This is a genomic window from Bradyrhizobium sp. 159 (genome assembly GCF_023073795.1).
Classification (GTDB): Bacteria; Pseudomonadota; Alphaproteobacteria; order Rhizobiales; family Xanthobacteraceae; genus Bradyrhizobium.
This window is the reverse complement of record NZ_JADPKE010000042.1, coordinates 1-22,506: the sequence shown is the minus strand read 5'-3', so window position 1 is coordinate 22,506 and position 22,506 is coordinate 1. Positions and strand designations below refer to the sequence as shown.

17 protein-coding genes are annotated in these 22,506 nt (G+C 64.4%); 5 read left to right on the top strand and 12 right to left on the bottom strand.

Annotated elements, in window-relative coordinates; genetic code table 11:
- Positions 1-78: 78 nt before the first annotated feature.
- The 3 genes from IVA96_RS10665 to IVA96_RS10655 are packed head-to-tail and all read right to left on the bottom strand — an operon-like array spanning position 79 to position 3,320.
- The gene (locus IVA96_RS10665; RefSeq protein WP_247417085.1) at positions 79-864 is read right to left on the bottom strand and encodes a fumarylacetoacetate hydrolase family protein; all 786 of its coding nucleotides are present in this window, start codon (positions 862-864) and stop codon (positions 79-81) included.
- Positions 852-2,246: an LLM class flavin-dependent oxidoreductase gene (locus tag IVA96_RS10660; RefSeq protein WP_247277645.1), complete on the bottom strand. Its 1,395-nt coding sequence runs from the start codon at positions 2,244-2,246 to the stop codon at positions 852-854. The genes IVA96_RS10665 and IVA96_RS10660 overlap by 13 nt, the downstream gene beginning before the upstream one ends.
- Before the next feature lie 21 nt (positions 2,247-2,267).
- On the bottom strand, positions 2,268-3,320 hold the full coding sequence (locus tag IVA96_RS10655) for an Ldh family oxidoreductase (protein WP_247277644.1): 1,053 nt from the start codon (positions 3,318-3,320) through the stop codon (positions 2,268-2,270).
- A gap of 296 nt (positions 3,321-3,616) precedes the next feature.
- Between IVA96_RS10655 and IVA96_RS10650 the strand changes: the two genes are divergently transcribed.
- On the top strand, positions 3,617-7,732 hold the full coding sequence (locus IVA96_RS10650; protein ID WP_247417080.1) for a GAF domain-containing protein: 4,116 nt from the start codon (positions 3,617-3,619) through the stop codon (positions 7,730-7,732).
- Here IVA96_RS10650 and IVA96_RS10645 read toward each other — a convergent pair.
- The 5 genes from IVA96_RS10645 to IVA96_RS10625 all read right to left on the bottom strand — a co-directional run bounded on the left by IVA96_RS10645 (position 7,706) and on the right by IVA96_RS10625 (position 13,539).
- Positions 7,706-8,047, bottom strand: a complete 342-nt coding sequence (locus IVA96_RS10645; RefSeq protein ID WP_247277642.1) for a hypothetical protein — start codon at positions 8,045-8,047, stop codon at positions 7,706-7,708. The genes IVA96_RS10650 and IVA96_RS10645 overlap by 27 nt on opposite strands.
- A gap of 223 nt (positions 8,048-8,270) precedes the next feature.
- Positions 8,271-9,263, bottom strand: coding sequence for a UDP-glucose 4-epimerase GalE (gene galE / locus IVA96_RS10640; RefSeq protein WP_247277641.1), 993 nt, complete (start codon positions 9,261-9,263; stop codon positions 8,271-8,273).
- A 19-nt stretch (positions 9,264-9,282) separates the two neighbouring features.
- Complete coding sequence (locus IVA96_RS10635; protein WP_247277640.1) at positions 9,283-10,086, bottom strand: WecB/TagA/CpsF family glycosyltransferase; 804 nt, start codon at positions 10,084-10,086, stop codon at positions 9,283-9,285.
- A complete protein-coding gene (locus IVA96_RS10630; protein WP_247417077.1) occupies positions 10,079-12,460 on the bottom strand; it encodes a Wzz/FepE/Etk N-terminal domain-containing protein in 2,382 nt (793 codons plus the stop codon). The genes IVA96_RS10635 and IVA96_RS10630 overlap by 8 nt, the downstream gene beginning before the upstream one ends.
- 278 nt (positions 12,461-12,738) lie before the next feature.
- Positions 12,739-13,539, bottom strand: coding sequence for a methyltransferase (locus IVA96_RS10625; RefSeq protein WP_247277638.1), 801 nt, complete (start codon positions 13,537-13,539; stop codon positions 12,739-12,741).
- Between the two features lie 407 nt (positions 13,540-13,946).
- Between IVA96_RS10625 and IVA96_RS10620 the strand changes: the two genes are divergently transcribed.
- Complete coding sequence (locus tag IVA96_RS10620) at positions 13,947-14,975, top strand: glycosyltransferase family 2 protein (RefSeq protein ID WP_247277637.1); 1,029 nt, start codon at positions 13,947-13,949, stop codon at positions 14,973-14,975.
- A 16-nt stretch (positions 14,976-14,991) separates the two neighbouring features.
- On the opposite strand, the gene IVA96_RS10615 is transcribed toward IVA96_RS10620, so the two are convergent.
- Complete coding sequence (locus IVA96_RS10615; RefSeq protein WP_247417075.1) at positions 14,992-15,978, bottom strand: glycosyltransferase; 987 nt, start codon at positions 15,976-15,978, stop codon at positions 14,992-14,994.
- Positions 15,979-16,293: 315 nt separating this feature from the next.
- On the opposite strand from IVA96_RS10615, the gene IVA96_RS10610 reads away from it, so the two are divergent.
- Both IVA96_RS10610 and IVA96_RS10605 read left to right on the top strand, forming a co-directional pair.
- Complete coding sequence (locus IVA96_RS10610; RefSeq protein WP_247277635.1) at positions 16,294-17,646, top strand: O-antigen ligase; 1,353 nt, start codon at positions 16,294-16,296, stop codon at positions 17,644-17,646.
- A 118-nt stretch (positions 17,647-17,764) separates the two neighbouring features.
- The gene (locus IVA96_RS10605) at positions 17,765-18,898 is read left to right on the top strand and encodes a GNAT family N-acetyltransferase (RefSeq protein ID WP_247277634.1); all 1,134 of its coding nucleotides are present in this window, start codon (positions 17,765-17,767) and stop codon (positions 18,896-18,898) included.
- Positions 18,899-18,950: 52 nt separating this feature from the next.
- Here IVA96_RS10605 and wrbA read toward each other — a convergent pair whose 3' ends face one another.
- The 3 genes from wrbA to IVA96_RS10590 all read right to left on the bottom strand — a co-directional run bounded on the left by wrbA (position 18,951) and on the right by IVA96_RS10590 (position 21,193).
- Positions 18,951-19,550, bottom strand: coding sequence for an NAD(P)H:quinone oxidoreductase (gene wrbA, locus IVA96_RS10600; RefSeq protein ID WP_247277633.1), 600 nt, complete (start codon positions 19,548-19,550; stop codon positions 18,951-18,953).
- Between the two features lie 154 nt (positions 19,551-19,704).
- Complete coding sequence (locus IVA96_RS10595; protein ID WP_247417072.1) at positions 19,705-20,403, bottom strand: pirin family protein; 699 nt, start codon at positions 20,401-20,403, stop codon at positions 19,705-19,707.
- Positions 20,404-20,440: 37 nt separating this feature from the next.
- The gene (locus IVA96_RS10590; RefSeq protein ID WP_247277632.1) at positions 20,441-21,193 is read right to left on the bottom strand and encodes an SDR family oxidoreductase; all 753 of its coding nucleotides are present in this window, start codon (positions 21,191-21,193) and stop codon (positions 20,441-20,443) included.
- Between the two features lie 117 nt (positions 21,194-21,310).
- Between IVA96_RS10590 and IVA96_RS10585 the strand changes: the two genes are divergently transcribed.
- A complete protein-coding gene (locus IVA96_RS10585) occupies positions 21,311-22,246 on the top strand; it encodes a LysR family transcriptional regulator (protein WP_247277631.1) in 936 nt (311 codons plus the stop codon).
- Positions 22,247-22,506 lie beyond the last annotated feature (260 nt).

Here is a 22,506-nt window from a genome sequence, read left to right as displayed (position 1 = left end):
AGTCCCGATCATAACATATCTGCTGCGGCGGTATGGCTCCCGGCTTTCGCCGGGCCGACACTGTGGGTGCAGCGTGCGCTATACCTTCTCCCTGACAAACCTGTTCCGCAACGTTCCGATGCCGCTGATCTCGATCTCCACGACATCGCCGTGCTTGATATCCGGCGAGGCGCCGTCCGTGCCCATCCAGATCACGTCGCCGGGCCACAGCGTGAAATACTTCGTCAGCTCGACCAGGAACGGCACCACGCCGAAGATCATGTCGTTGGTTTGGAAGCGATTGGTCTCCTTGCCGTTGACCCGGACGATCGTCTGCATCCTGGCGAGGTCCGCCTCGGTCTCGATCCACGGGCCCATCGGCTTGAACGTGTCGGCGTTCTTGGAGCGCCACAGGCTGCGATCAGCCTTCTGCCAGCTGCGCTCGCTGACGTCGTTGCCGATGGTGTAGCCGAACACGCAATCCATCGCGTTCGCTTCGGTGAGATGCTTCACTTTTTTGCCGATGACGACGACGAGCTCGCCTTCATAGTGGATCTTGTCCGTTGCAAAGGAAGGGATCACGACATCCTGGTCATGCGCGATCAGCGCGTTTTGCGCGCGATAGCCGATCTCGGGACGGTCTGGCACTGCCGGCACCTCGCCGCGCTTGTCGGCGGCCTCCTTCAGGTGCTTCAGGTAGTTCAGGCCGACGCAATAGAAGGTGCGGGGAATCAGCGGCAGCTCGATGGTAACTTGTGACAGCGGATGCGTGCGCGAGCTGCGCCGCCATTCACTGAAGGGATCGCCGTCCACGGCGATCACCTGGTCGTCTTCAACGATCCCCCAGGACGTCCTGTCCCTGGCAGTGAATTTCAGCCAGCGCATGTTATGCCCTCGTTGTCATTCCGCGGCATCGCGGGCTGAGTCTTCCAGGCACCGGGTGCCGGCCGCTTGAGCCCGAGATTTTCCCGCAACGTCTTGCCGCGGTATTCTTTCTGGAACAGGCCGCGCCGCTGCAATTCCGGCACGACGTGTTGCACGAAATCCGCGTAAGAGCCGGGTACGTAAGTCGCGGCGATGACAAAACCGTCGCAGCCGCGCTCGGCGAACATCTCTTCCAGCTTGTCCGCGATCTCCTTCGGACCACCGACCATCGCATCCTGAACCTGGCCGCGGCCGGAGTAGGTGACGAAGTCACGCGCGCTCGGATTGCTCTTGCCCGAATTCTTCAGCACGCCGTCGCGAATGCCTAAGATGCCCTGCATGCTCTTCAGCTCTGCCGTCGTCAGCGGCTCGTCGAGATCCTTGGAGGCGAAATCGTAGTTGAGCGCTTCGGCGAGCAGCGACAACGCGTCGATCTCGAGCGGAAGTTTGTTGATCAGCGCCATCTTGTCCTCGGCCTCCGCCTTGGTCGCGGCGCAGACCGGCGTCGTCAGGTTGCAGAGGAGCATCTGGTCGGGATCGCGGCCAGCCTTGGCGGCTTCGTTACGCACGGAAGCATAGCCTTCCTTGGCGCCCGCGAGGTTGCGCGCGGCGGTGAAGATCACCTCACCCCATCGCCCGGCAAAGCGCTGACCGCGACCGGACGCGCCGGCCTGGATGATCACGGGATGGCCCTGGTCCGAGCGCGGCACTGTGAACGGTCCGCGCGACTTGAAGGCCGGTCCATTGTGATCGAGTCGCTTGACCTTGGTGGGATCGGCAAAGCGGCCGCTCTTCTTGTCCATGATGAGCGCGCCGTCCTCCCAGGTGTCCCAATGGCCGAGCACGACCTCCATGAACTCGTCGGCTCGGTCGTAGCGGGAATCATGCTCGGGGTGCGAGTCGCGCCCCATGTTGAGCGCCTCGCCGTCGTTCAGCGAGGTGACGACGTTCCAGCCGGCGCGCCCGCCGGACATCAGATCGAGCGTTGCAAAGCGTCGCGCGACGTCGAACGGCTCGTAATAAGTGGTCGAGCAGGTCGCGCCAAGGCCGAGCTTCTCGGTGACCATGCCCATCGTGGTCAGCACGATCAGCGGGTCCATCTTCACGCAGCGGATGCCGTATTCGACGGTGTGGGCGTGATCGTTGCCGTAGCGGTCCGGCATCGCAAGGCGATCGTCGAAGAAGGCCATGTGAAATTTGCCGGCTTCGAGGATTCTCGCGATCTCCTGATAATAATCCGCCGACATCGAATCGTTGCGCGAGTCCGGATGCCGCCAGGAGCTCGGCAAGTTCGTGCAGTTCTGCGCCTGGAGGAAGCCGACCAGTACCATCTGCCGCGTCATGCTGCTGTTCTCCTGATGCCGTCAAGCCAGATCGAGGACGGTGTCGAGCCGGTACTCGCGCGCCAGCGCGCGCAGCTTCCCCCAGGTCGTATCCTCGATCTCGATGCCGTCGCGCAGGCGTTGCCGCTCGCGCAGGCCCTCGATCTCGCCGGGATAGAACACGCCCGTGCTGCCTTCGGACGGCGGCGTCGATTTGAGGTAATGCGCAAACTCGGCGACTTCACGCTTGAACTCCTTCAGCGGACGGAAGGCCGCGACGTTGAACACCGCCATGAAGCATCCGTCATTGTGCCGCCCGGTCGGCTCGACGCCGAAGCCGAGACCGGTGAGCAGGCCGCACAGCACCTCGACCATGGCAGCAAGACCGCTGCCCTTGTAGCCCTCGGTGCCGCCGAGCGGCAGCAGCGCGCCGCCCTTGCGATATTGGGACGGATCGGTGGTGTGCCGCCCCTCGGCATCGATGATCCACCCCGCCGGAATCTCCTCGCCGCGGGCAAGCGCGAGCTGGATCTTGCCGGCCGCCACCGCCGAGGTTGCCATGTCCAGATAGAACGGCGCATCGAGGTCGGACGGCACCGCGATCGAGATCGGGTTGGTGCCGAGCCGCGCCTCCTTGCCGCCAAACGGGGCGACGTGCTTCGGCGAGCGGCCGGAGTCCGCGGTTGCGATTCCGATCATACCTTCCCGCATCGCCATCAACGGATAAGCGGCAAGGCGGCCGACATGGCTCTGCCGGAACACGGTGCAGGCGGCGACGTTCGCCGTCTTCGCCTTCTCGATGGTCAGTGCCATGGCCTTGGCGTTGACGTGGTAGCCCAACCCCCAATGGCCATCGATCACGGTCGTGGTCGGCGATTCCTGGACGATGGTCCATTTGGCGCCGGGAACGATGTGTCCGGCCTTGATGCGGTCGATATAAGTGGGAACGGCGATCACGCCGTGCGAGTCATGGCCGGCGAGATTGGCGTTGACGCAGCCGAACGCCACCGCGTCCGCTTCTTCCTCGGACGCTCCGGCGGCGCGGAGCAGCGCTGCGCTGATGCACGTGAGACGCTCGGCCCCGACGATCGGCATGGCGTTTCCTCGGCTTGGTGCCCTTAACAGGGTGTTTGTTGGGTGCATGGTCTCAAAGCGCCGGCGCGATATCAATCTCCCGTAAACCAATACAGGGCTGCATTTTCGTAAAGAGAACGCGCCTTCGGTCGACAGTTCGTGCCATGCGGCGGTATTTTCGACAGTTTGGCGCCGGCCGTTCGCCGCTCATTCACTTTGATTGAGGGTTTGCAGCGCGCAATAACGTCCACTTAGGCGATCGCCACCCATAAAGTCACCCGGGAAAAATAGGCAGAAAATGCCCGGGAGCTGAGAACGTGCCGACGACCCTCGCACGCACCTTTGCGGCGTTGAGCGCCATCAACGAAGCGATTCTCTACGCGAAATCGCCGGACGAGCTGTACCAGAAGGTCTGCGACGCCGGGTTTTCGAGCGGAGATTTTTTGGCGGTCGCGGTGTTTCTGGTGGGACCGGACGGCCGGCGGCTGCATTTTGCGGCCGGCTGCGGCGATGACGTTGCGCGCCTGCGCTCGATCGTGATCACGACGGAAGCAGGCACGCCCGAAGGATCCGGCGTCGGCGGCGAGGCGTTTCGCGATCAGAAGCTGTGCATCAGCAACGACTATCTGAACGACCCGCGTTCGCTGGCGTGGCGCGAGGGTGCGGCGAAGGCCCAAATCGGGGCGGCTGCAGCAGTCCCGCTCCTCTGTAACGGCAAGGGCGTCGGCGTGCTCTACGTGACCCGCCGCAACGCCGGATCGCTGAACGAGCAGATGGTGTCGCTGTTCGAGCGCATGTCAGCCAATATCTCCTATGCGCTCGAGAATTTCGAGCGAGAAGGAGCGCGCCGGGACAGCGAGGCGGCGATGCGGCGGCTCAATCGCATGTTTGGGGCGCTTAGCGCGACCAACGAGGCAATCCTCAAAGCCAATACCGAATTGGACTTGTATCAGCGGGTCTGCGACGCAGCAGTGCACGGCGGCAAATCACTGGCGACTTTCGTGCTGTTGCGCGAGGAGAACTCGCATTGGCTGACGCCGGTGGCCGCGACCGGACAAAATCTCGATCTGATCAGACAGGCACGCTACTCGATCGATCCCGACAATCCTCACGGTCGGGGCATCTCCGGCCAGGTCTTCCGGACACAGAAGGCGATGGTCGAAGACGACCTCGTCGGTCGTACCAAGGGAACGACTTGGGAGCGGGCCAGCATCAATGCTGGCGCGGTCGCCTGCGTCGCCGCACCACTGATCAAGCGCGGAACCAGCGTCGGCGTGATGTTCTTCTTCGTCAGCAAGTCTTGGGCGAAGGACCATGGCATCGTCGCGCTGTTGCTGCGGATGACCGAGAACGTGTGCTTTGCGCTCCAGAATTTCGATCGCGACGAGGAGAAGGCGCAGATCGCGCGCGAGGAGGAGCGGCTCGCGCGCATGTACGCCGCGCTGAGCGCCACCAATGAGGCGATTATCCGGGCCACGTCGCGTGCCGAGCTGTTCGATCTCGTATGCGAGGCCTCAGTGCAGGGTGGTAAGTTCGGCTCGGCAACGATCGCGCTTGCCGAGCCCGCCTCCGGCTTGCTTCGGGTCGTCGCCTCCGCAGGGCCGTACTCCGATGAAGTACGCAGACTCAAATTCGCCACGACCGACAAGGTGCCGGAGGGAAGAGGCCTGACCGGCACGTGCTTCCGCACCGGGCAGCCGTGCATCTCCAATGACCTGCTCGCCGACGAGCGCCTCAAACCCTGGCACGAGAGTGCCCGCCGCACCGGCGTCAAGTCCTCCGCCGTGTTGCCGTTGCTGAACGGCGACCGCACGGAGGGCGTGTTCCTGTTCAACTCGCTCGAGATCGGCACGTTTACGCCGGAATTGGTCGAACTGCTGGAACGGCTCGCACGCAACGTGTCATTTGCGATCGCAAATCTCGACCGCGCCGAGGAGAAGGCGAAGGCCGACAAGCAGCGAGACCGGCTGAGCGGCATGTTCGCGGCGTTGAGTGCCACCAACGAAGCCATCATGCGCGCCGAGACCCGTGAGGAGCTGTTCGAAGTCGCATGTCAGGCGGCCGTGCTGGGCGGCATGTTCGCCTCTGCGACGATTGGAATCATCGACCAGAAACGTGAGTTGGTCCGGGTCGTCGCCGTGAAGGGACGGCTCCAGCAGCGAATGGTCGGGCGCACCTGCGCGATTGCCCCGGATCATCCCGAGGGCCAGGGCATCATTGGAACCTCGCTGCGGACGCGCCGGCCCAGTGTCGTCAACGACTATATGCACGATCCGCGCTCAGCACACTGGCACTCCAAGGCGGTCGAGGACGGAACCCGGGCCGCTGCCAGTTTCCCGCTTCTACGTTCCGGTCAGGAGCCGATCGGCATCCTGCTGTTCCTTGCTCCGGAGGAGGATACATTCACGCCCGATCTGGTCGAACTGCTGGCCCGTCTCGCAGAGAACGTCTCGTTCGCGCTCGACAATTTCGACCGCGCCGAGGAAAAGGCCCGCACCGAGGCGCAGAAGGAGCGCCTGACCCGCATGTTCGCGGCGCTGAGCGCGACCAACGAGGCGATCATGCGGGCGAAATCGCGCGCCGAATTGTTCGACCTCGTGTGTCTCGCCGCATCGAACGGCGCCAAGTTCACCTCGACGACCATTGCGCTCGCCGGCGCCGACAGCGACCAGCTCAAGATCGTGTCAAGCGCAGGACCGTCGTCCGACACCACGCGCAATGTCCGCCTCTCGGTCGACCCCGAGCGCCCCGAAGGTCGGGGGATGGCCGGCACGGCGTTCCGGACCCGGCAGCCCTGCATCAGCAACGACTATCTCAACGACCAGCGCGTGAGCGCCTTCCACGCCATTGTTCGTGGCGACGGCGCACGGTCGGGCGCGGCGATCCCGCTCATCGTTCATGATCTGGCCGTCGGCGTCATGATCTACATGTCGACCGACAAGGACACGTTCACCGCCGAGTTCGTCGAGCTGTTGCAGCGCCTTGCCGACAACGTTGCCTTCGCGATGGAGAATTTCGATCGCGCCGACGAGAAAAAGAAGGCCGACGAGCGGATCGAATACCTCGCCTCGCATGACAGCCTGACGGACCTGCCGAACCGCGAGACATTCAACGGATTGTTGCGCGAAGCGATCGGCGCGGCGCAGCGCTACGATCACCGCTTTGCGGTGCTGTTCATCGATCTCGACCGCTTCAAGGTCATCAACGATTCGCTCGGCCACGAGGCCGGCGACCTGCTCTTGCTCGAAGTGGCGAGTCGGTTGCGGAGCGCGCTGCGGACTAGCGACGTGGTGGCACGGCTCGGCGGCGACGAGTTCGTGGTGATCCTCGACCGGTGCGGCGAGATCGACGAGGTCCAGCGCATCGCCAGCGGGCTGCTTGCCGTGCTTGCCGAGCCCATGGAGCTGGCCGGGCACGAGTGCCACACCACGGCCTCGATCGGCATTGCGATGTATCCGACCAACGGCTCCGACGCGCAGACGCTGACCAAGAATGCCGACATGGCGATGTATCTCGCCAAGGAAGACGGCAAGAACGGCTATCGCTTCTTCTCGAAGGAAGTGAAGACGCAATCGATCGAACGTCTGTCGCTGGAGAGCGCGCTGCGCCGGGCGCTGGAGCGCCAGCAATTTTCGCTGAATTACCAGCCCAAGGTGGATATGGAGACCGGCCAGATCACCGGAGTGGAAGCGCTGCTGCGCTGGACGCATCCCGATCTCGGCAACGTCTCGCCGGCGCAATTCATTCCGCTTGCCGAGGAGACCGGGCTGATCGTGCCGATCGGCCGCTGGGTGCTGAATGAAGCCTGTGCCCAAGCGATGGCTTGGCAGCGCCGCGGCCTGCTGCCCCTGTCGATGGCGGTCAACCTGTCGCCGCGGCAGTTTGCCGACGAGCATCTGTTGCAGGACGTCGATGAGGCGCTGGCCGCCAGCGGCATGTCGCCGGTGCTGCTCCAGCTTGAGGTCACCGAGAGCATGATGATGCGCAATGTCGGGCGCGCGCTCAAGGTGCTCGACGCCATACAGAGCCGCGGCATTCGCCTCGCCATCGACGATTTCGGCACCGGTTATTCGTCGATGTCGCTGATGAAGCACTTCCCGATCGACACGATCAAGATCGACCGCTCCTTCGTCCGCGACCTGCCGCAGGATTCGGAAGATCAGGCGATCGCGCAGGCGATCATCAGCATGGGCAAGGCGCTCGGCATGACCGTCGTCGCCGAAGGCGTCGAGAACGCCGAGCAGGAGGCATTCTTGCGTACCCATGGCTGCGACGAGATGCAGGGCTATCTGATCTCCAAGCCGCTGCCGGCGCGGCAGATGGCCGAACTGCTGCGGCCGATGGAGCTGACCGTTGCGCCGCCGCTCCAGCCGGAGCCGGACCTTGCCGCAACCGATGCCGCAGCGTTACGGCTGAAACGCGCTGTCATCTGACGGCTGCGGGTGCAGCTCGCGGACGTCGTCATCCTTGCTTTCCGCCTTGCGCGGAAAATCTTCCGGCCATGGCAGTGAGGTCTGATCCTCGAACAGCGCGAGAAGTAGGCGCGCGCCATCGGCAAAGGCCGATCCTTCGCCGAGGCCGAGCGTGCGCGACCACGCACTTGGCATAGGCTGGCGCACGTCGAGCACCGCGATCGCGGGTCCCCACCACCAGGCCGGCGCCGGCGAACGTTCGTCCTCGGGCACAGCGAGCCAGCGGGCGAACTCCTCCACCACGCGCTCGAATTGCAGGCTTGCGGCCTGATGCATTCGTTCCGTGCTCCCTTGGGTCCGCCTGAGCAGGCCGATGCGCGCACTCGGTCGTGGTCTCGTTTGAAGAACGGCTCGTGTCGCGCAGCCACGTCTGCCGCTCCCATCGGCGGCCAGGCCTGAAACATGCGGCGGCCGGAAAAGCGGTCGACGCCGGTTGTCATAGTCTCTTCATTCTCTTTAGCCGCTGAAGGGCCCTGCCGGCAAGGTGCAGGACGGTTACCTAACGCGACCTGAAGGGATGCGCCTTCTGGTGCCAGGCCCAGGCGGTGCGGATGATCGTAGACAGGTCGGAGTGACGCGGCATGAAGTTCAGCACCTTCTTCGCGGCAGAGGGATCCGCGACCAGATAAGTGGGATCGCCGGCGCGGCGCGGCTTGACGGTGTGTGGCACCTCGCGTCCGGTCTCCTGCCTGATGGCGTTGAGGATCTCGCGCACGGAAAAGCCGGAGCCGGTGCCGAGATTGAAGCTGCCGCCGGCATGCCCTTCTTCCAGAAGCTTCAGTGCCGCCACATGCGCCGCGGCGAGATCGGTGACATGGATGTAGTCGCGGATCGCGGTGCCGTCGGGCGTGCCGTAGTCGTCGCCGAACACTGCGAAGTCGACATGACCCTGAAGCGCCATCATGGCGCGCGGAATGAGATGGGTTTCGTTGTCGCGCAGTTCTCCGATGCCGCCGGCTGGGTCGGCGCCGCTGGCGTTGAAATAGCGCAGGCAGAACGCGCCGAAGCCATAGGCCGCGCGGTAATCGGCGAGCATGCGCTCGATCATCCATTTCGATGCGCCGTAGGGGTTGATTGGCACGCAGGGAAAGTCTTCCGGCAGTTCCTTGGAATCGGCGTTGCCATAGACGGCGCCGGTCGAGGAGAACACGATGCGATGGCAGTTCGCGTTACGCATCGCCTGCAACAGCGACAGCGTGCCTTGCACGTTGTTGATGTAATATTTCTGCGGGTCGGTCATGGACTCCCCGACGAGGCTCGCCGCCGCGAAATGCATCACTGCCGTGATCTTGTGATCGGCGAAGGCGCGCGCCAGTGCTGTGCCGTCGAGCAGATCGCCCGTCACCAGCGGGCCAGTCACGAAACTGCGATGGCCCGTCGAGAGATTGTCATAAACGACGGGCTGATAGCCGGCGGCGGTCAGTGCGCGGCAGGCATGCGAGCCAATATAGCCCGCGCCCCCGGTGACGAGGACGGTCGGTCGGTCGGTCATGTCGTGTTCAGCTCTTCCCTTAACGGACGGGTCGGTTACGGCTGAAGAGAAGATAGAGCGCGCGGGGGTTGGTGGTCAAATAGCGCCAGAACAGGCGGCGTGGCTCGAGCCAGGTGCGCCAGGCCCACTCGAGCCCGATCTTCTGCATCCATTGCGGCGCGCGGGAACGGCTGCCCGACAAAAAGTTGAAGAGGCCGCCGGATGTCTTGATAACGCCAACATTGGTGAGATGCGGCGTGAATTCCTCCACGAATGCCTGCTCGTTGGGCACGCCGAGCGCAACCCAGAGATAATCCGGCGCAAGCGCGTTGATTTCCTGGACCTTCGCGCGCAACGCTTCGCCGCGCAGATAGCCATGGCTGCGGCCGACGATCTTGAGGTTCGGATACATCTTCTGAACGTTCTCGACCGCTGCGATGTTCTCGGCCTCGCTGGCGCCGAGCATGTAGAAGGTGCGGCCGAGCGCTTCCGCCTTGCGCGCGACGACATGGAACAGGTCCGTGGTTGCGACGCGCTCCGGCAGCGGAAACCAAGATTGTAGCTTCGAAGCCGCGACCAGCGGCTGGCCATCGGCGTTGATCAGGTCGGCGATGCGGAACAGGCGCTCGGTCTGCGGCTCGGTCGAGCAGCGCGCCAGCACCTCGCCATTGGCCGAAGTCAGGAACAGCGGACGGCCGATGCGATTGTCAGGATCGGTCGCCTCGATCATGAAATCGGCGGTCGCTTCCAGGTCGATCGCGGCCATGCGAAGGCCGCCGACGGTGATCCGCGGCACGTCGGCAGTTGCCGTCCGTCCCTCGAAATTGACGCGACGCTCAAGCATATTGCCGGCCTCGCTGGCGCGTTTGGGCTGCGGGAGTGAGCTCGTCGAGCACGACGCCGACGAGCTTGCGCTCGGCGCGGCCGAGTGTGGTCAAGATCTCTTCCAGGCTGTCGTTGATGTCGAGGCTGGTCGGCAGCACCGCCACCAGCGCGTCGGTGTCGTCCAGCAGCTTGCGGCCGCCGGCCGAGAGCGGCACCGCGGGGCCGTCGAGGATCACGAGATCATAGCCACCCGCGGCTCGCGCCTGTGTAATCGCCTTGCGGATGGCGTCGGCCGCCTTGCCGGCGTCGCCCTCTGCGGCCGGCAGCACCGAGATGCCGTTGACCGTCTTGATCTCGCGGGCGTCCTTGCTGCCAATCGAGAGCCAGCCGAGCCTGCTCGGCTCGTTCTTGCCGCGACGATCGACCTTGTTCGAGAGCGAACGCGCCTGATGATCGGCATCGATCATCAGCACGCGGGTGCCGTCGCGCGCGGCGGCCAGTGCGAAATTCAATGCGGCCACGCTACGCCCGGTGGTCTCGCCGGTCCCGACGAGCGCGATGACCGGCATCGCCATGCCGCCGGCGCGCCGGGCCACGGCAGCGCGCATGTCGCGCCAGGCATTGAGCAGCGTGGTGAGGGGAAAGCCGGGGCGCAGGGTCGGCCAGCCCAGCCGGGTGAGATCGACGCTGCCGCCGGTGGCGAGAATGGCGCCGAGCGTATGAATGACGTCGGCCTCCTGGAGGCGTGCGATCAGCGGCTTCTCGATCAGGGGCTTCTCGACGATCGAAGGCTGTAACGGAGGTGCGGCAAGTTCCGGCGGAGCTTGCTCTACTTCCGGAGCACCTGAGACCTGCGGGGACGGCCAGGCCTCCGAGACCTCTGGTGCCCGCGCGCGCTGCGGAGCTCGCGTCGCATCCGGCGCCGGCGTGCGCTGTGGACGGGCAGGTGTTGGCGCCGGCGCGCTCGCACCAGCGAACATGAGCTCGGCCGCAGCGAACCAGCTCGACGCCGCGACCGCACCGAAGATGAAGCCGATCATGGCAAACAGGCTCATCGCCGGCGGGAACGAGCGCCGCTGCGGCACCGTCGCTTCGCCGATGACGCGGGCTGCTGAGGTGTTCAGGCTCTCCTGCTCCTCGGTCTCGCGGGAACGCTTGAGGAAGGATTGATAGACGTCGCGGCTGGCGTCGGCCTCGCGCTCGAGCTCGCGCAGGCGGACTGCGGCCTGGCTGAGCTGGACACTCTGCCGCTTCTGCGCTTCCAGCGCCCGGTTGAGCGAGGCTTCGAAGTCGCGGGCACGCGTCAGGTCGTTCTTGGCGGACTGGGCGAAGCGATCGATTTCCTCGTTGATGGTGCGCTTGAGATCCTCGACCTGCTTCTCGGTCTGGCGCAGCGCCGGGTGGCGCGGGCCGAGCTCGCCGGCTTGTTCCGCATACTTCTTGCGGGCGTCCGCATATTGCGCGCGCAGGTTCGCAATCGTCGGCGATTGCAGCGCCTCGGGGATTGCGCCCGCATCCGCCGCCGTGCGCCGGCTCGCCTCGATCTGGTCGAGCCGCGCCTGCGCATCCATCGTCGCCGCGCGGGCCGCGGCCAGCCGCTGGTTGCTGGCGGAGAGCTGCTGGTCGCTGATCAGCGTGTCCTGGGTGCCGACGAAATTGTTCTGGGCCTTGTAGGTGGCAAGCGCGGTCTCGGCGTTGCGCAGCCGCTCGCGCAGCTCCTTCAGGCGGCCGGAGAGATCATTGGTGGCGCGCCGTGCGGCCGAGGCCTGCGAGTTGCGGGATTCCGCAAGATAGGCATTGGTCAGCGTGTTGGCGAGCATTGCCGCTTTCGCGGGGTCCGTCGACCAGACCTCGATGTCGACGATGAAGCTCTTCTCGGTCTTGCGGACCGTGATGTGCCGGTTCAGCGCGTCGAGCGCCGCGAGCTGCACTTCCTTCTTTTCCGCAGCGGAGGGCGCGCGGGGCTGAAGGCCGATCAGGCCGAGCAGCGATGACATCAGGCTCGTGCCCTCGCCGCCGCCGAATTCCGGATCCTTGTCGAGGCCGGCTTGCTGGATGACCTGGAGCAGCACGCTATTGGAGGTGATCAGGCGCGCCTGGCTCTCCACCACCATGGACATGCCGGAGACGTCCTGGGCGCGCGGCGTCAGCTCGCGATCGACGAGCTGAAGCTCGCGCGGGTCGACATAGAGCTGTGCGGTGGCGGTGTAGCGCGGCGTCAGGCTCTTGCCGATGGTGACCGCAAGCGTCGCGCCGAGCAGGGCGGCCGCGGCAATCGCGACCTTTCGCCGCCAGAGCAGATTGGCGAGCTCCAGCACGCTGAAGCCGGCCTGAGGCTTTCCTCGCGGGGCCTCCGGTCTGGCCCGCTCAATCGGCTGGTTATAGTCAAGCATGATCCCCAGCTTTCATTCCAACTGCCGCGGGCTGAGGGGTTACTCTTCGTTTCACGCCACGCACCCGGGATATAGGTGCCCAATCAACGCAACAGGAAAAATTAACCATACTCATTGAGGGACTATTCACCGAAATGGCAAACAAAGCGTTTAAGCGCATGTCGTTCTTCGGTGCGTCGCGGCGACGCTGAGGTCGCTCAGAGATTAACGGTTCGTTACCGCGCGCAGCGTGGCCGCGAAGCTTCGCTTGTTGTGCGATCCGCTGCGCGCGCATGGCGTCAGCTCTTTCGCAGGATGACGTGATAATCGCCGCGGCGGACGTCGGTGCCGCGCGGCAGCACGGCGTTCAGCACCGTGGCCCCAGCGTCGGCCAGGGCCGCAAACAAAGGCTTGCGCCGGCGCATCTCGGGATAGCGCGGGCTCTCGACTTCACGACGATAGATCATCTCGAGACCGTTGGCGGCCGCAAATGCTTCGAGCCTCGGCAATGTCACCAGCGGATGGAAGAACGTCGGGAACGGCGGCTCGCCCGGCAGGCCGGCATCCTTGATGCCGCGGATATTCCGGTAGAACCAGACGTGGAACCAATGCGGCGAGTATTTGGTGACCACGCCGGACAGCGAGCGCGGGTTGGGGGCGCCGATCAGGATCATTCCGCCGCGCTTGAGCGCATCGCGGAAATTCAGCAGTGCGGCTTCGACGTCGGGAAGATGTTCGATCACGTTGTAACAGATGACGAGATCGAAAGTCTCTTGCCCAAAACGGTAGGTCTGGACGTCACCGAGGATCGCCACGTCCGCGTAGGTATTGTTGCGGACCTGATCCTCGTCGATGTCGACGACGGTGATGTGACTGCGGCTTGGCAAGTCCGGCGGCAGAACGCTGCACGAGCCACCGCCGGCTTCATAGATGGCGAGCCGGCCCTGCGGCAGTTCGCGGCGCAGCACGTCATGAATCGCGAGCAGGCTGTCGCGGGCTTCGCCAGGGATCAGATCGTGCAGCGCCTGGGTGGGGGGAGTGGCCGCGGAGACGTTGATCGCCGTGGCTGTCGCGAACTCGATCGTCGCTGGCTTGTTCATGATTTTCTGACCGCACTTGTTCTATTCAAATTTACAGGAAAAAACTCGCTTGGCCGAAGAGCAAATCTGATGCCGCGCCATCTCACTGATCGCAGTGCTTACGGTCGGGTTAATGCGCATAGGCGTTAACTACGGCATTGTTCGTGTTGAGGTGTTGTCGGCGCATTGGACCGCGAGTTGCACTAACACGGGTGCGAGGTTTCGCTGCGGAAGCGTGCGAAGGCGGTTAACTGCATGGTGTTTGTGCCAAGATGGCTGGAGATCGCCAGCGTGCGCGAGGATTTTCCGCTCGCCGGCCGTTCATTTTGGGACGCATCTGTCCCGCCGCGATGTGCCGTCGCGGGACGCGGCCGATCCGCGCGATCGAAGCAGGGCTTTTTCAACATATCTCGGACATCTAGGACGTCATGACACTGATCCCGACAGACTTGTCCGCCACGCGCTTCTCGGACCTCGTGTGCGATCCCAACCGCGAGATCGCGGCGAGCTCCAGCGTCATCGACCTGTCGGTCGGCATCGTCGTCTGCATTCCCTGCTTCCGCCGCCCGCAGCATCTGCGGCTGACGTTGGACTCGCTGGCCAGCCAGCGCACACCTCGCTCCTTTGCGGTCGTCATGGTCGAGAACGATGCCGCGCTGCGCGAGAGCGCGCCGGTCGCCGCGGAATATCTCGCCGACGGGAGGCTCCAGGGCATCTGCCTCGTCGAGAAGCGGCAGGGCAATTGCCAGGCGATCAACGCCGCGTTCGAGACGGCGCAGGCCATATTTCCCGCCGCGACCCGCTTCCTGATGATCGACGACGACGAGATCGCCTCGCCCGATTGGCTCGAGTTGATGGTGCGCACCGCGGAGGCGACCGGCGCCGACGTGGTCGGCGGGCCGGTGTTGCCGGTCTTCGACGACGACAGCCAGCCCTGGCTGTCACGTCATCCCGCTTTCTGTCCCGCCTATGATTACAGCGGCGCGGTGCCGCTGATCTATGGCTGCGGCAATTGTCTGATCACGCGTGCGGTATTCGAGCGGTTCGAGCGTCCGGCCTTCGACCTGCGCTTCAATTTCCTCGGCGGCGGCGACTGCGATTTCTTCGTGCGGTGCCGCGATGCCGGCATGACATTCCACTGGACGGCGGAGGCGGTCATCACCGAGACCGTGCCGCAAAGCCGCACCAGCCTCGGCTGGATCGCGAAGCGAGGCTTGCGCATCGGTGCGATCAATTATCGCGTGCAGTCCAAGGCTGCGCAGAGCGCAGCGGCGCGGATGCTGGTGTTTGCGCAGATGGTTGGCCGGTTGCCGCTGTCGCTAGTGCGTGCGGCCGGTCTGCTGACATCGTCGAAGACAGTCGTCGCGATGCATCCCGTGATGGTCGCGCTCGGCTCCGTGCTTGCGGCATTCGGCATCGAGCCGAAGCCCTATGAAGCCTCGAAGATCGTGTCCTGACGCCCTGGTAGCGGAGCTAGATGCCAAAACGGGCGAGGACGACCCGGAGCGCGGAGCGCGGCAGCGATTTGAGCGAGCGCCGGCCGACCATGGCGAGATAGGCGACGGCGTCGCGATATCTGCCGAAGCGAACCGCCTGCATCGCCGAATAGGTGACGAGATGAATCTCGGCGGCCCGGCGCAGCGCGCCGGCCGTGCCTTCGGGCAGTCTCGCCAGGATCAGCCCGTCGTCGAAGACTCGCGCGACCGCCGGGAAGAAATCCTGCGGCGTCCGCACCGCGGCATTCATCGTGTTCGCCGTGTGCAGGCGATAGTCGAGCAGGAGCTTTGGCGCGAATTCGAACTCGCCGATCGCGGCAAGTCGGCACCAGCAATGCCAATCCTCGCAATATCTGAGGGAGACGTCGAAGCCGCCCACAGCGCGAAAAGCCTCCGCACGGGTGAGCACGATGCCGCCATTGACGATGAAGTTGCCGGCTGCGAGCCGCGTCAGCACGTCGCCGGACGGCTTGCAACGTCCCTTCAGCAGATCGCGCCGGCCGATCTGCCGTCCCTCGCTGTCGATCGTGTTGTAGTCGCCATAGACGAGAACCGCGCGCGGAGCGCCGCGCGCTGCCGCCAGCAGGGCCGCCACGCCATCGGGCCGCAGGCGGTCGTCGGCATCGAGGAAGAGCAGCCAATCGCCGACCGCCTGCCGCGCGCCAAGATTGCGCGCCGCTGACACGCCCGCGGAGGCGTTTTGTATCATGCGGAGCCGTGGATCACGCATGGCGCGGACGATCGCAATCGTGTCGTCGGTCGAGCCGTCGTCTACGACGATGATTTCGGCGACATCGCGTTGCGCCAGCGCGCTGGCGATGGTTTCGCCGATATAGGCCGAAGCGTTCTTGGCGGGAATGACGACGGATACCGACGCGCCCGGATTCACCGGCAACGGCAGGCGCGCCGCCGGCATCACGCGTGAGGCAGCCGTTAATTCGAGAACCTCGTCGGCGGTGATCAAGCTGCGACTCGTCTTTAATGATCCGTTAACCAGGGCGCGTCTGCCGAGCCGGCAATGCCAGCAATCGAAATCTCGGCTGCTGCGGATGATACCCGCATTATGGGCAAGTCGCTGCCGCGAGCGCCTGCGCGGCGCCGGATTCGTGGAATAACGTTAAGCCGGTGACATTGAGCCTGCGGCAAATCTAGAGTGCGGCAGCGCTGCCGCACAGAATATGCCTGTCGTCTTCGACATGCTGGTTGACGGATGGTTAACGGCGGTGAGCTAGAACCTGAAGCTTCCCGGCCTCACCTGCCTTGAGCTATGGATCGCAGCTTGGATCGCAGCGCCGCTGACATGACTGACGTCGAGGCCCGATCGTTGGGCCACGTCCTGCGCGGCGGGCTCGCAGGGCTGAACGCGGTGCGGGCAGCGCGCTGTCTCGTCGCCGTCGCGGCCTTGCTGTTGATCCTGGTGACGCTCGATCCGTTTCCGGACCTGCGGAGTGAGAATTTCGCTACTGTCGTCAGCGGGCGAATGGCGCTGACCTACATCGCCTTCGGCCTCTTGGCCGTGGTCGCCGTGCTGTTCGCCGCCGTGACCGATGCGCCAGCGCTGAAGTCCCTGGTGACCCCGTTGCATCTCTGTCTCGTCGGTTGGCTCTTGATCAACATCGCCTTCTCCGAGAGCCGCGGCGTTTCGTTTCAGCGCTTCGTGCTCGCGGCGAGCGTGACGTCGCTCGCCGTGCTCCTGCCGCTGTTGCCGCCGACGCAGCGCAGCTTCAACCTGTGCCTCGGCGGTGCCGCGCTCGCGCTGCTCGTGCTCTGCTATCTCGGCGTCTTCCTCGCGCCGCAATATTCGATTCACACCGCGTTCGACATCACCGAGCCGCAGCTTGCCGGTGACTGGCGCGGCAGTTTCGGCCACAAGAACGTCGCCTCGCCGGTGATGACCATCCTGGTCTATGTCGGCATCTACCTTTGCAGTGCCGGCGCGTTCGTGATGGGGCCGGCGATCGCGGTGCTTGCCGGCATCTTCCTGATCTTCACCGGCGGCAAGACGTCCTCGGTGCTGTGCCTTGCGATCTACGCGCTGGCGTCGCTGGTCTACGTCACGCGCAGCCTCTGGCTGAAGCGGATCATCTGTTTCGTGCCGCTGATCGCGATGAACCTGCTGACGGTGGGCAGCGTCTTGAGTCCGTCGCTCGGCGCCATGACGCGGCTGCTTCCGCTCGACCCCACTTTCACCGGGCGCTCCGCCATCTGGGAATTCGCGCTCGCAGCCGTCGCCGAGAAGCCGATCATCGGCCACGGCTATGCAGCCTTCTGGGATGATTTGACCGAGCGGCAGACCACGCAAGGCGCGGAATGGGCGACGAGCGCGGCGCACAGCCACAACAGCTATCTCGACCTCGCCGTCACCATCGGCCTGTCGGGGCTGCTGCTGGTGATCCTCGTCTTCGTGCTCGCACCGCTCGGCAATTTTCAGTCGGCCCAGGCGCATAACCGCAGTCGCGCGCTGGCAAAGCTGTTCCTGACGGTATGGCTGTTCGGCCTTTATTACGGAGCCACCGAGACCTTCCTGCTCGACCGACAGAGTCCGATCTGGTTCATCTTCGCTGTCGCAGTGGCCGGCCTGCACTTCCTGGCCCGGTTCCAGTGCGCAGGGCAGGTGGAACCTGAGCACTGACACCTGTCGCAGCGGGGCGGCTTTAAGTGGCATCGCTTAACGATAAGAGGCGACGTTACTTGTCCTCCGCGGCAAAACATAATCTATCCGGAAACTTCAGTAATCCTATGTCCCGCGGATGACGTTCCTCAGCGTCGAGCAATCAGAAGGCCGGGTGTCGAGCACGTCGGGAATCGCGGTCGATTTCATACGCGACTGGCGGCGGGCCGCATTGCGCCTGAATGCAAGCCATCGCACCGCGTTCCAGCACGGTTACTGGCTCGGCGCCTGGTACGAGGCGTTCCACGACCTCACACCGCTGATCGCCGTGATCTCCGATGCCGCGACCGGCAAGGACATCGCTCTTGTGCCGATGATCAGCCATACCAGGCGCGGCATCCGCGTGGTCGAATTTGCCGATCTCGGCGTCTCCGATAACAATGCGCCGATCCTGTCGCTTGACGCGGATGCGCCAGATGCCATCAGCAAGGCGTTGATCGATGCACTACGCGCCTTGCCCGATGGCTTCGATCTGCTGCGCCTGAGGAAGATGCCGGCCCAAATCGGCGGCAAGCCGAACCCGCTGGTCTCGCTCGGCCGGATCGGATCCTCCTCGCTCAACGGCAATCTGGTGCTGATGGGCGACGACTATGAGGCTTACCAGGCCTCGATCAAGCGCATGCAGATGCCGCGCTGCTGGCGCGTCTTCAGCCGTCATGCCGGCGCGCGGTTCGAGATCGCTGCGGATATCGCTCGCGCGCATGAACTGCTGGATGTCATGGATGTTCAGCAGCAGGCGCGCATGCGAAAGCTCGGCTCGCCATTTATCCTCAACGACGAGACCCATGCGCGATTTTACCGCGAGGTCGCCCGCCAGGGCGTCGTGGAAGGCTATGCCGTCGTCTCGGCGCTGGTCTGCGACGAGGGCGTCGTCGCCACCTCGCTCGGCGTCAGGCAGGATGCGACTTACTACCTGCTGCGCATCAGCCACGCCGGTGATTCATGGTCGAGCTGCTCGCCCGGGCTGCTCGTCGCCGAGCGCACCATGGCCGCACTGCATGCAGGGGGCGTGCGCTGCTTCGATCTCAGCATCGGCAATCAGGACTATAAGCGCCGCTTCGGCGCTCAGAGGGTCCCGCTGACCGATGTCAGCGTCGCACTGTCCTGGCGGGGCCTGCCCTATGCATGGCGCGACCACGCCGCGCAGGGGCTGCGCCGTCACCCGAGGCTCGCCGCGCTTGCGGCGCGGGCGATGGGCAAGGGGACGCGCTGAAGCGGCATTCCCGAACGAGAAATGCCGCCCGCGATCGCGTCAGCCGTGCAGCTCAGCCATGTAGTTTCCTGGCGGTCTCCGCGATCTGGCGGCCCTGATAGCGTGCGCCGGCGAGCTCGTTGGCGCTGGGCTGGCGGCTGCCATCGCCGCCGGTGATGGTGGTGGCGCCGTAGGGCGCGCCACCCGTGACCTCGTCCAGCTTCATCTGTCCGGCGAAGCCGTAGTTCATGCCGACGACGATCATGCCGAAATGCAGCAGGTTGGTGATGATCGAGAACAGGGTCGTTTCCTGGCCGCCATGCTGGGTCGCGCTCGACGTGAACGCGCCGCCGACCTTGCCGTGGAGCGCGCCCTTGGCCCACAGCCCGCCGGCCTGGTCGAGGAAGTTGGCCATCTGCGAGGCCATCCGGCCGAACCGGGTGCCGGTACCGACGATGATCGCGTCGTAATTGGCGAGATCTTCGATCTTGGCGAGGGGGGCGGCCTGATCGAGCTTGTAGTGCGAGGCTTTCGCGACCTCCGCCGGCACCAGCTCCGGCACGCGCTTGATGTCGACGGTGGCGCCGGCCTCGCGCGCGCCTTCGGCAACGGCATTCGCCATCGCCTCGATGTGACCATAGGCGGAATAATAGAGGACGAGAACTTTGGTCATGGGTGGTCTCCGTTGGATGACGAGGTGAGTTGCTTGTTCGCCGTCGTTGCCGGGCTTGACCCGGCAGCCCATCGCTTTTCAAAAAGCTCTTTACGAAGGCGATGGATGCCCGGCTCAAGGCCGGGCATGACGAGTTGCTGTGTGGTGGGGGCGCCTACGCCGCATCGACGAGCACGAGCTCCGTATCTTCCAGAGCGGTGATCTTCAGCCTGTCCTCGTCGCGGATTGCGGCGCCATCGCGGGCTTCGACGCGAACGCCATTGACCTCGACCGCGCCCGCAGCCGGCACCAGGTAGAGGTGCCGTGACTTCTGCGGCGTGTATTCTGCGCTCTCGCCGGCCTTCAGCGTGGTGGCGAGCACCCGCGCATCGGCGCGGATCGGCAGCGCGTCGGTGTCGTCCTCGAAGCCGCTCGCGATGGTGACGAGCTTGCCGGAACGGTCCGCCTTGGGGAATGGTTTCGAGCCCCAGGTCGGCTGACCGCCGCGTGCGGTCGGCTCGATCCAGATCTGGAAGATCCGCGTTCTGGTCGGCTCGAGATTGTACTCGGAGTGGCGGATGCCGCTGCCGGCGCTCATCACCTGCACGTCGCCGGCCTCGGTGCGTCCCTCGTTGCCGAGGCTGTCCTGATGGGTGATCGCGCCCTCGCGCACATAGGTGATGATTTCCATATTGGCGTGGGGGTGAGCGGGAAAGCCGGTGTTCGGCGCGATCTCGTCGTCGTTCCACACCCGCAGGGCGCCGTGAGCCATGTTGTTCGGGTCGTAGTGGCTGGCGAAGGAGAAATGATGCTTGGCCTTGAGCCAGCCGTGATCGGCGCCGCCGAGCTTTGCGAAAGGTCTGAGTTCGATCATTTGCGTAATTCCTTGACTTGAACGGACGGCGCCTGAATCAGGCGCCGAATCCGCCGTCGACATTGAGCACCGTTCCGGTGACGAAGGAGGCTTCGGGGCTTGCGAGGAAGACGACGCCGGCTGCAACTTCCTCGGGGCGGCCGAAGCGCTGGAGCGCGTGCTGCTTGCGCTGGGTCTCGGCGAACTCGCCGCCGTCCTTCGGATTCATGTCGGTGTCGATCGAGCCCGGCTGCACCACGTTCACGGTGATGCCGCGTGGGCCGAGATCGCGCGCCGCACCCTTGGTGTAGCCGACCACGGCCGCCTTGGTGGCGACGTAGTCGGCGAGTCCGGGGAACGAGGCGCGGTCGGCCAGCATCGAGCCGACGGTAATGATGCGGCCGCCCTCATTCATCAATTGCGAGGCGGCGCGGATAGCCGCGATCACGCCATGCACGTTGATCAGATCCTGGCGGGCGAACGCTTCGGTGTCGGCATTGGCATCGTCGATCGCTCCGCCCGCGGCGACGCCGGCATTGTTGACGAGGATGTCGAGATGGCCGAACTCCTTGGCCACGTCTTTGACCAGCTGCGTCACGTCACTGGCCGAAGCCTGATCGGCCTTGAAGGCGCGTGCCTTGACGCCCTTGGCTTTCAAATCGGCAACGACGGCCTCCGCCTTTTCGGGCGAGGCGACGTAGCTGATGGCGACGTCCGCGCCTTCATCTGCGAGCGCGCGGGCCGACGCCGCGCCGATGCCGCGCGAGCCGCCGGTGACGAGAGCAACCTTGCCTGAGAGCTTCTTGGTCATTGGATGTCTCCATTGCTGGAATTGCGATTGACGCTTGGATAAGCCTCCGCCTGTGGTATAGAAATAGAAACTGTTGAAACTCATTGTTTCATTAAATAAACTAACGACGGACTTCACATGGCAAAACTCCCCGATTTCGAGGCGCTCGCGGTTTTCGCAAAAGTCGTGGAATTGCGGTCGTTTGCGGGGGCCGCAAGCGAGCTCGCGATGTCGAAGGCGACGGTCTCCAAGGCGGTCACCCGGCTGGAGGAGCGGCTCGGCGCCCGGCTGTTCAACCGTACCTCCCGCCGGCTCGCGTTGACCGATGCCGGCCACAAGCTCGCCGAACGCGCGACGCGCCTGCTGGCCGATGGCGAAGCCGCGGAGAACGAAGCGCTGGCGCAATCGGTGGCGCCGCGCGGCCTGGTCCGGCTCGCTGTGCCCATGACATTCGGCATCAAGGCCGTGGCGCCGCTGCTGCCGGAATTCTTTCAGGCCTATCCGGAAGTCTCGGTCGACCTGCATTTGAGCGATGCGACCGTCGACCTGATCGGGGAAGGCTTTGACATGGCGGTACGGATCGCGCGGCTGCCGGATTCCTCGCTGATCGCACGGCAGCTCTTCACCATGCCGCGCTATACCGTGGCGGCGCCGTCTTACCTCAAGCAATATGGCCGTCCGACGCATCCGATGCATCTGGCCGAGCACAAATGCTTCAGCTACGCCTATCTCTCGACGCCGAATGCCTGGCACTACACCAATTCGGCCGGTGAGCAGGCCAGCGTGCGCCCGGGCGGCCAGCTCCGCGTCAACAATGGTGAAGCGGTGATGCCGGCGCTGATCGCGGGCCTCGGTATCGCCGAGTTGCCCGAGTTCATCGTCGGCGAGGCGATCTCCTCAGGTCAGGTCGAAGTGATCCTCAAGGACTGGAAGCAGGCCGAAGGCGCCGTGCACCTGGTGACGCCGCCCGGTGGCCCGCGTCCCGCACGTGTCGAGGCCCTTGGCGATTTCCTGGCCGCGAAGCTGCCGGGCACCTGTAAGCGGCGGACACGCGGGAAGGCAAAGACGTCGTAGACCCACGCAGACTGACAGATCTAACGACCTCGTCATTGCGAGCGCAGCGAAGCAATCCAGAGTAAACCCGCGGAGAAACTCTGGATAGCTTCGTTGCAAGAGCTCTTCGCAATTGTCGATGTTCAATAATTCGCTGATTGGATCGCGGTGGTCTTGGTAGCGGCGAAGGCCTTGGGAGTTTGTCCTGCCAAGGCCTGATGGGGTCTGTGGTTGTTGTAGTATATAAGATAGTCGAACAGTTCGTTGGCGAAGTGGTCGAG

Excerpts from the sequence above, each read along its gene's own strand:
- IVA96_RS10590 (WP_247277632.1), bottom strand. The coding sequence starts at position 21,193 with ATGACCAAGAAGCTCTCAGGCAAGGTTGCTCTCGTCACCGGCGGCTCG.
- IVA96_RS10620 (WP_247277637.1), top strand. The coding sequence starts at position 13,947 with ATGACACTGATCCCGACAGACTTGTCCGCCACGCGCTTCTCGGACCTC.
- IVA96_RS10655 (WP_247277644.1), bottom strand. The coding sequence starts at position 3,320 with ATGCCGATCGTCGGGGCCGAGCGTCTCACGTGCATCAGCGCAGCGCTG.
- IVA96_RS10595 (WP_247417072.1), bottom strand. The coding sequence starts at position 20,403 with ATGATCGAACTCAGACCTTTCGCAAAGCTCGGCGGCGCCGATCACGGC.
- IVA96_RS10635 (WP_247277640.1), bottom strand. The coding sequence starts at position 10,086 with ATGCTTGAGCGTCGCGTCAATTTCGAGGGACGGACGGCAACTGCCGAC.
- IVA96_RS10660 (WP_247277645.1), bottom strand. The coding sequence starts at position 2,246 with ATGACGCGGCAGATGGTACTGGTCGGCTTCCTCCAGGCGCAGAACTGC.
- galE (WP_247277641.1), bottom strand. The coding sequence starts at position 9,263 with ATGACCGACCGACCGACCGTCCTCGTCACCGGGGGCGCGGGCTATATT.
- IVA96_RS10645 (WP_247277642.1), bottom strand. The coding sequence starts at position 8,047 with ATGCATCAGGCCGCAAGCCTGCAATTCGAGCGCGTGGTGGAGGAGTTC.
- IVA96_RS10630 (WP_247417077.1), bottom strand. The coding sequence starts at position 12,460 with ATGCTTGACTATAACCAGCCGATTGAGCGGGCCAGACCGGAGGCCCCG.
- wrbA (WP_247277633.1), bottom strand. The coding sequence starts at position 19,550 with ATGACCAAAGTTCTCGTCCTCTATTATTCCGCCTATGGTCACATCGAG.
- IVA96_RS10585 (WP_247277631.1), top strand. The coding sequence starts at position 21,311 with ATGGCAAAACTCCCCGATTTCGAGGCGCTCGCGGTTTTCGCAAAAGTC.
- IVA96_RS10625 (WP_247277638.1), bottom strand. The coding sequence starts at position 13,539 with ATGAACAAGCCAGCGACGATCGAGTTCGCGACAGCCACGGCGATCAAC.
- IVA96_RS10605 (WP_247277634.1), top strand. The coding sequence starts at position 17,765 with ATGACGTTCCTCAGCGTCGAGCAATCAGAAGGCCGGGTGTCGAGCACG.
- IVA96_RS10665 (WP_247417085.1), bottom strand. The coding sequence starts at position 864 with ATGCGCTGGCTGAAATTCACTGCCAGGGACAGGACGTCCTGGGGGATC.